Raw genomic sequence first — 2,350 nt, 5'->3', positions numbered from 1 at the left:
ACGATATTTGTTCAGTCGTCCGATGGCGCCCAGTGCCAGTGAGGAGAGCTTCGACCGCGATGCCCGATCGACCAGCCTTACAAGCCGGTGACGGTCTGCCCACCCATGTGCACGGTGCCGCCGACCCTCGATTTGCCTGCGCAGTGAAAACCTTCGCCACGCTCTTTCCCGGCCCACGGTATGGCGGTGGCGCGCTGTCTGTGTACGTCGATGGCGAACCCGTCGTCGACGTGTGGACCGGCTGGTCCGATCGAGAGGGGCGGGTGCCGTGGTCGGCGGACACCGGCGCGATGGTCTTCTCCGCGGGTAAGGGCGTGGCCTCGACGGTCCTGCACCGGCTGGTCGACCGTGGGTTGCTGTCCTACGACGACCCCATCGCGCGCTACTGGCCCGAATTCGGCGCCAACGGCAAGTCCGCCATCACCGTGCGCGAGATGATGCGCCACACCACGGGCCTGTCGCGGCTCGGGACCATCAGCACCGAGCAGTTGCTCGATCACCGTTACATGGAAGAGCGGCTGGCGGCGGCGCGGGTGGACCGCCTCGCCGGCCGCGCGGCGTATCACGCGTTCACCTTCGGCTGGTTGGCATCCGGATTGGCCCGCGCGATCACCGGTAAGGGCATGCGAGAGTTGTTCCGCGCCGAGGTCGCTCAACCACTCGACATCGACGGTATCCACCTGGGGCGGCCGCCGGCCGACGCGCCCACGAAGGCCGCCCAAACGATGTTCCCGCAACGCTTCTCGGGCGGCCCGGTGCTCGGGCGGCTGGTTTCGCTGATGGCCAGCCTGCCGGTTCCGGGACCGCTCGGTGCGACCTATGTCCCCGGTATCACCTCGCTGGTGCAGGGCGACATGGGGCTGCTGGACAGCGAGATTCCCGCGGTGAACGCGGTAGTGACCGCGCGGGGGCTGGCCAAGATGTACGCAGCACTCACCAACGGCGGAAGAATCGATGGGCGGCGATTCCTCTCGGAGGAATTGGTCGCGTCGCTGACCGGCACCCGCAGCTTTCGGCCCGACCTCAACGTCTTCTTCCCGATGTCGTTTCACCTGGGCTACCACGGATCACCGGTGCCGGGCCTACTGCGGGGCTTTGGGCACGCCGGCCTCGGTGGAACCATCGGTTGGGCCGACCCGATCACCAAGAGCTCATTCGCCTTCGTGCACAATCGGCTGCTGACCCCGATGGTCGCCGACCAACTCCTCTTCGTACCGCTGCTGATACCGCTGCAGCGCGCCGTGACCGCCGCACACAGTCGCGGGTTCGTAGCCGTGCCGCGATTCGGAGCACGACACTCCGGCGAGGCGCGCAGCCGAGTTCCCGGCCGCTGACGCCACAACCCGGGGTTGTATCGTCAACAGGTCTCTATCCGCCGGCACGGGAAGCAGATGGACATCTCGCGCGCAGTCCCCCATGCGGAACTCGAGGCGCTGTCCCGCAGGTATGCGGCGGCGGTCGATCGCCGAGACCGCGAGGCGCTGCTCTCGGTGTTCACGCCCGACGCTTCCATGCTCGTCGAAAGACCGGGGCGCGAACCGGGAACGCTGACCGGCCACGGCGAGATCGAACGGGTAATCGACATCGTCGCCCGGTGGCCGCGGACGGCTCACCTCATAGCCCAGGGCCTGTACGTCATCGAGGGGGGATCTGCGGTAGGCGAAATCTACTGCACCGCCAATCACTTTCGCGTTGACGAGGCGGACGGTCGCAACCACGTCATGCACATCCGCTACCTGGACGAGTATGTACTCGACGCCGAGGGGCGGTGGCGGATCGCACACCGCAGGGTTGTCGTCGATGCCACCGAAGACCGGCGCGCGTCGATCGAGGAACACAGTTGATGGCCTCGCTACAGCTGTCGATGGGGATTCCGTCGTTTTCGTCCGCGGCACCGTCGGACTGGGAACACCTCACGGAGTGGGCACAGCTGTTGGAGGGCGCTGGGTTCGACCGTCTGCTCGTGTCGGAGCACGTGGCGTTCGGTATGAACATGGACGCATACGCGAATCCACAAACGGGTGGAACGGTAGGCGGTCGCCAACCGACCGGACCCGACGGGCACTGGCTGGAACCGCTCACGACGCTGACCTATCTGGCGGCGCGGACGCGCCGGATCCGGCTGGGCACCAACATTCTGCTCGCGGCGCTGCGTCCGGCCGCGGTCCTCGCGAAAACCCTTGCAACGATGGATGTTCTGTCCGGCGGCCGCATCGATGTCGGGGTGGGTGTCGGCTGGCAGCGTGAGGAATACGACGCGGCCGGGGTGGACTTCGATCGACGCGGGGCGATCCTGGACCAGACGCTGGACGTCTGCCAGCGGTTGTGGCGGGAGAACGAGGTGAGCTAC

General features: G+C 66.9%; 3 protein-coding genes. All 3 read left to right on the top strand.

Features of this window, described 5'->3' with window-relative positions; genetic code table 11:
* The first annotated feature begins 59 nt into the window (after positions 1–59).
* Complete coding sequence (locus A9X05_RS21095) at positions 60–1,334, top strand: serine hydrolase domain-containing protein (protein WP_067783900.1); 1,275 nt, start codon at positions 60–62, stop codon at positions 1,332–1,334.
* Positions 1,335–1,391: 57 nt separating this feature from the next.
* The gene (locus A9X05_RS21090; protein WP_067783899.1) at positions 1,392–1,844 is read left to right on the top strand and encodes a nuclear transport factor 2 family protein; all 453 of its coding nucleotides are present in this window, start codon (positions 1,392–1,394) and stop codon (positions 1,842–1,844) included.
* The coding region (locus tag A9X05_RS21085) for an LLM class flavin-dependent oxidoreductase (protein ID WP_156736876.1) at positions 1,844–2,350 on the top strand (507 nt) is incomplete at its 3' end. The genes A9X05_RS21090 and A9X05_RS21085, both read left to right, overlap by 1 nt.

This window comes from Mycobacterium sp. E3298, assembly GCF_001666895.1.
Classification (GTDB): Bacteria; Actinomycetota; Actinomycetes; order Mycobacteriales; family Mycobacteriaceae; genus Mycobacterium.
This window is presented reverse-complemented; position numbering and strand designations above follow the sequence as displayed.

Bases quoted from the DNA above. Each gene is read 5' to 3' on its own strand.
- A9X05_RS21095 (WP_067783900.1), top strand. From the start codon at position 60: ATGCCCGATCGACCAGCCTTACAAGCCGGTGACGGTCTGCCCACCCAT.
- A9X05_RS21090 (WP_067783899.1), top strand. From the start codon at position 1,392: ATGGACATCTCGCGCGCAGTCCCCCATGCGGAACTCGAGGCGCTGTCC.